The organism is Myroides sp. LoEW2-1 (genome assembly GCF_009767705.1).
GTDB lineage: Bacteria > Bacteroidota > Bacteroidia > Flavobacteriales > Flavobacteriaceae > Flavobacterium > Flavobacterium album_A.
On record NZ_WSPP01000261.1, the window covers coordinates 1 to 3,823 of the forward strand.

Genomic DNA, 3,823 nt, shown 5'->3' on the forward strand with positions numbered 1-3,823 from the left:
TGATATAGCTGAGCAAACATTGAATTTATATGAAAACAATAAAATTATTTTAATGTTTGGCATTATTGAGAAAGAAATTATAAAATCAATTACAAATTAATAATTAAGCATTTTATTTTTATTATTTTTAATTTTTGACAAATGTAGACGCACTGTACAAAGCATTTTGCATAAACTTATTCTCTCAAATAATTGTCATACCTTAGTCCGTAAAATATTCAAAATAGTTTTATGAAAGCTTTAATTTTTAATGGTTCTTTAGATGAAGAATCATTTCGTACATCGAGACGTATAGCACAATACTACGCAGATCAATTCATAAAAGCTAATGTTGAAGTCCAGCAAATTCACTTATCTGATTATCAGATCCCTATATTTCAAGCAAAACTCATGCAGGATATCCCTGATGATGTTTTGGACTTTGCAAACGCTTTCCGTTCGGCAGACATCATGATTTGGTTAACTCCTCTATATCATGGAAGTTTAACTGGCGTAATGAAAAATGCGATAGATTGGCTGGAAATCACGTCAAAAGACACACCAGCTTATTTGACAAATAAAGTAGTAGGATTTACTTGCTGGTCGGCAGGAAATCAAGCGATGCAAGGGATACAGTCCTTAGACAATATCGCGAAGGCATTAAGAGCTTGGTCACTACCTTATTCTATTCCTATCAGCAATATGGATTTATATGAAAACAATGACATATCAGAAATGTATAAAAACAAAATGAATATGTTGACTGAATTGTTAATTCAAAGTAAGCAATAAAAAATAAAGAGGGCTATCTAATAATATTAGATAGCCCTCTTTGATATATATAAATTGCTATTTATTCAAAATCAAGAACTCTGAACGCCTATTCTGAGCATCTTGTGCCTCATCACATGGATTACATTTTATCTTTAGATCCTTAGATCCGTAACCTTCATACTCTAATCTATCCTCAGCTACTCCTTGACTAACTAAGTATTCAACAGTTGCTTGAGCCCTATTCTCAGACAATTTCAAATTGTATTCTGCTTTACCTTTACTATCTGTATGTGATGCCACTTTTACACGCATAGTAGGATAGCGTTTCATTACTTTTACTAATTTATCTAATTCGTGCTTACTTTCTAACGTGATTTCCTTCTGATCAAAAGCAAAGTGAATTGGCGCAAGCGTAATGCGGTCTTCTTCAATCATTAATTCCTCTAAAGGTCTTAAGTAAACAACTATTGACTCCCTTTCTTGATCCTTGCCAATTGAAACCTCTAATTCTTCGTTGATATAATCGGCGTGATTAATCTCTACTTTATACGTTTCGCCACAAGTAATATATCCCTCTACTTTACCATCTTCTCTTGTCACAGCTTCAGCCTCAGTCATTCGCTTACTATTTGTAAACTGCACTAAAGCATTTGGAATAACTTTGTCAAATTTCTTGTTTTTTACTGTAATTTCAACATCGCGTTTACATACTGGAAGTACTTTATAAATGTCATTACGACCAATTCTATTGGAAGAAAAGAACCCTATATTCTTACTGGGATAAAATGAAAAAGAATAGTCATCCAATGCGGTATTAATAGGTGGACCTACATTAATAGGTTTAGCATTTTTACTATCTAAGTCAACCATATAAATATCCATTCCTCCAAATCCACCCCATCGATCTGATGAGAAATACAATATATTTTCTTCGCTTACAAAAGGATCGTCGTTGATTGTCCCAGAATTAATAACACTTCCTAAGTTCTCAGGTTCGCCGTAATCTTCATCTTCTAACAATTCAACACGCCAAATATCAAGCTCACCATGACTCCCCTCCATATTAGATGCAAAATACAAATATTTACCATCTGCGCTCATAGCTGGACTCTGGTAAGTGTAATGAGGCTTGGTAAAAGGTAGCTTCTTTACTTTTCTCCACTTTGTTCCTTTTCGTTGTGCTACAAAGAGATTCATTATTCGGTCTCTGCTTTTTACGATTGGATTCTTTCTAAAGCGACGATGTCTATACGATTCGGAAGCAAAGAAAATGCGCTCTCCGTCTGGAGCGAGTGTAGCTCTCCCATCGTTAAAACGCTTATTGATAGTTCCCTTTAATCTCGTTGCTTTAAAAATGGGGTCGGAAGGTGATTTAAACTCCGCTTGGTAGATATCGTAGTTAGGCAATCTCTTATACTTGTCGCGAACTTCAAATAGCTTTCGGGCTATTTTCTTTTCTTGTTTCGTGCGATTCGACACAAAGTATATTGTATCATTTAAAGTCATTAACGCACCAAAATCGTCATAGTATCGATCATTCATTCCTGATTCTTGGTAAGAAAATCGCTCTTTCAACTTTGATAGATTATAATAAGCATCAGGATCTTGTAAAAAGTCTTTTGCTCTACTGTCGGTAGGTTTTAGCTCTGAAAAGTCATCCATCATATCTCGAGCTACCTCATAACGACCACTTTTCTGTAGAATCTTTGCGTAGCGGTACAACACCTCTGGATCTATATCTTTGTCCTTGGCAATGGCTTTACCATAATAAGTAGATGCCTCGATAACGCGATCTAACTTATCATAACAGTTAGCCAGTTGCAAGTAAACATACGCATCTGTATTTCGGCTGCCTCTATCTAAGCGTTTATATTCCTCAGCAGCTTTTGTATATTCAGTATTCTTATAATATTTGTCAGCGCGTTTAAGGCTTGGTTTTTTCTTTGCAAGTACATCCACATTAAAAGCGAAACACATTACTACCAGCATCCCATACTTGACAATATATCTTCCAATCATGTTTATTCTTCTTTTTTTACTAAATCAAATTTACTATAATATTATCCCTTATTAAAGCATAACGCGACAAAACAAAATTAGTTGCCTTTATTCGACTATTTTTTTATATCAATAGATTAAAAAGAAAAAGCAGTTTTCTTCACCATTTAGAAAACTGCCTTAACATTAATTATACAAAACACTTGACTTATCTAAATTAGCAAGTTTTTTATTATTTAACAATAGTTCCTTCGAAAATAATTTTCTTTTTATCTTTTAAACAAATTTTCTTACTACAAAAACCTAAAGAGAAATTATCATCTTTATAGATTGTATCTCCATTAATAACTAATTTAGGCAAGATAACTTCCTTCTTATTAAGCTTAATAAGTGCCCAATTATTTATGTTGTCATAAGAGATAAACAAGGTATCTCTATCCATATTGACATAATTGACATTTAAGACATTTGCTTCCCCTTGATTAATTAATTGATTATTTTCAACTGCTTGCCGTTGTTCGCTTCCCTTTTCTGCTTTCTGTTGACAAGAAAAACTCAGTATCAGAAGAACAAAGCATATAATCTTATTACCTCCTATAATTATCTTCATATTAAAATTCGAAAAAACACAAATAACACATTTACTCTACTAAATTATCTTATCAATAATCTATCTAAAAAAGTACTTACAATATTACATAAAAAAACCGATCACTATGTGACCGGTTTTATAAAAATCTATCTATGACGACGACGAGGTCATCATTATAACCACTACTCAAATATACATTAAGTAATACCTACAAACTTTAAATATTCAAATACGAATATCAAATTTCATCAATGAATCACATATTGAATTTCTGACAAAACAAACCTGAAAATCAATATATAATTGTAAATTAACAGTTCCTTTTAAAGATTATTTTACAACAAATACAAAAAAATGATTGACAAATTCACATAGCAGCGTATGCACCCGAGCAAGTACATCTTGTGAGATATAATTATTCTTCTACAACGTTTGAGTTTAATGTTTTATAGTTATGAGGATATAAATCTGTAATGTTCT

At 32.5% G+C, this 3,823-nt stretch carries 3 protein-coding genes; 1 reads left to right on the plus strand and 2 read right to left on the minus strand.

Going from position 1 to position 3,823, the window contains the following annotated elements:
* The first annotated feature begins 231 nt into the window (after nt 1-231).
* Complete coding sequence (locus GOQ24_RS13575) at nt 232-771, plus strand: NADPH-dependent FMN reductase (protein WP_155091903.1); 540 nt, start codon at nt 232-234, stop codon at nt 769-771.
* A 57-nt stretch (nt 772-828) separates the two neighbouring features.
* On the opposite strand, the gene GOQ24_RS13580 is transcribed toward GOQ24_RS13575, so the two are convergent.
* Both GOQ24_RS13580 and GOQ24_RS13585 read right to left on the minus strand, forming a co-directional pair.
* Nucleotides 829-2,772, minus strand: coding sequence for an OmpA family protein (locus tag GOQ24_RS13580; protein WP_160339936.1), 1,944 nt, complete (start codon nt 2,770-2,772; stop codon nt 829-831).
* Nucleotides 2,773-2,983: 211 nt separating this feature from the next.
* A complete protein-coding gene (locus tag GOQ24_RS13585) occupies nt 2,984-3,361 on the minus strand; it encodes a hypothetical protein (protein ID WP_160339937.1) in 378 nt (125 codons plus the stop codon).
* Between the last annotated feature and the right edge of the window lie 462 nt (nt 3,362-3,823).

What these genes read in the sequence shown, in the direction of transcription:
- GOQ24_RS13575 (WP_155091903.1), top strand. Translation starts at nt 232, where the DNA reads ATGAAAGCTTTAATTTTTAATGGTTCTTTAGATGAAGAATCATTTCGT.
- GOQ24_RS13580 (WP_160339936.1), bottom strand. Translation starts at nt 2,772, where the DNA reads ATGATTGGAAGATATATTGTCAAGTATGGGATGCTGGTAGTAATGTGT.
- GOQ24_RS13585 (WP_160339937.1), bottom strand. Translation starts at nt 3,361, where the DNA reads ATGAAGATAATTATAGGAGGTAATAAGATTATATGCTTTGTTCTTCTG.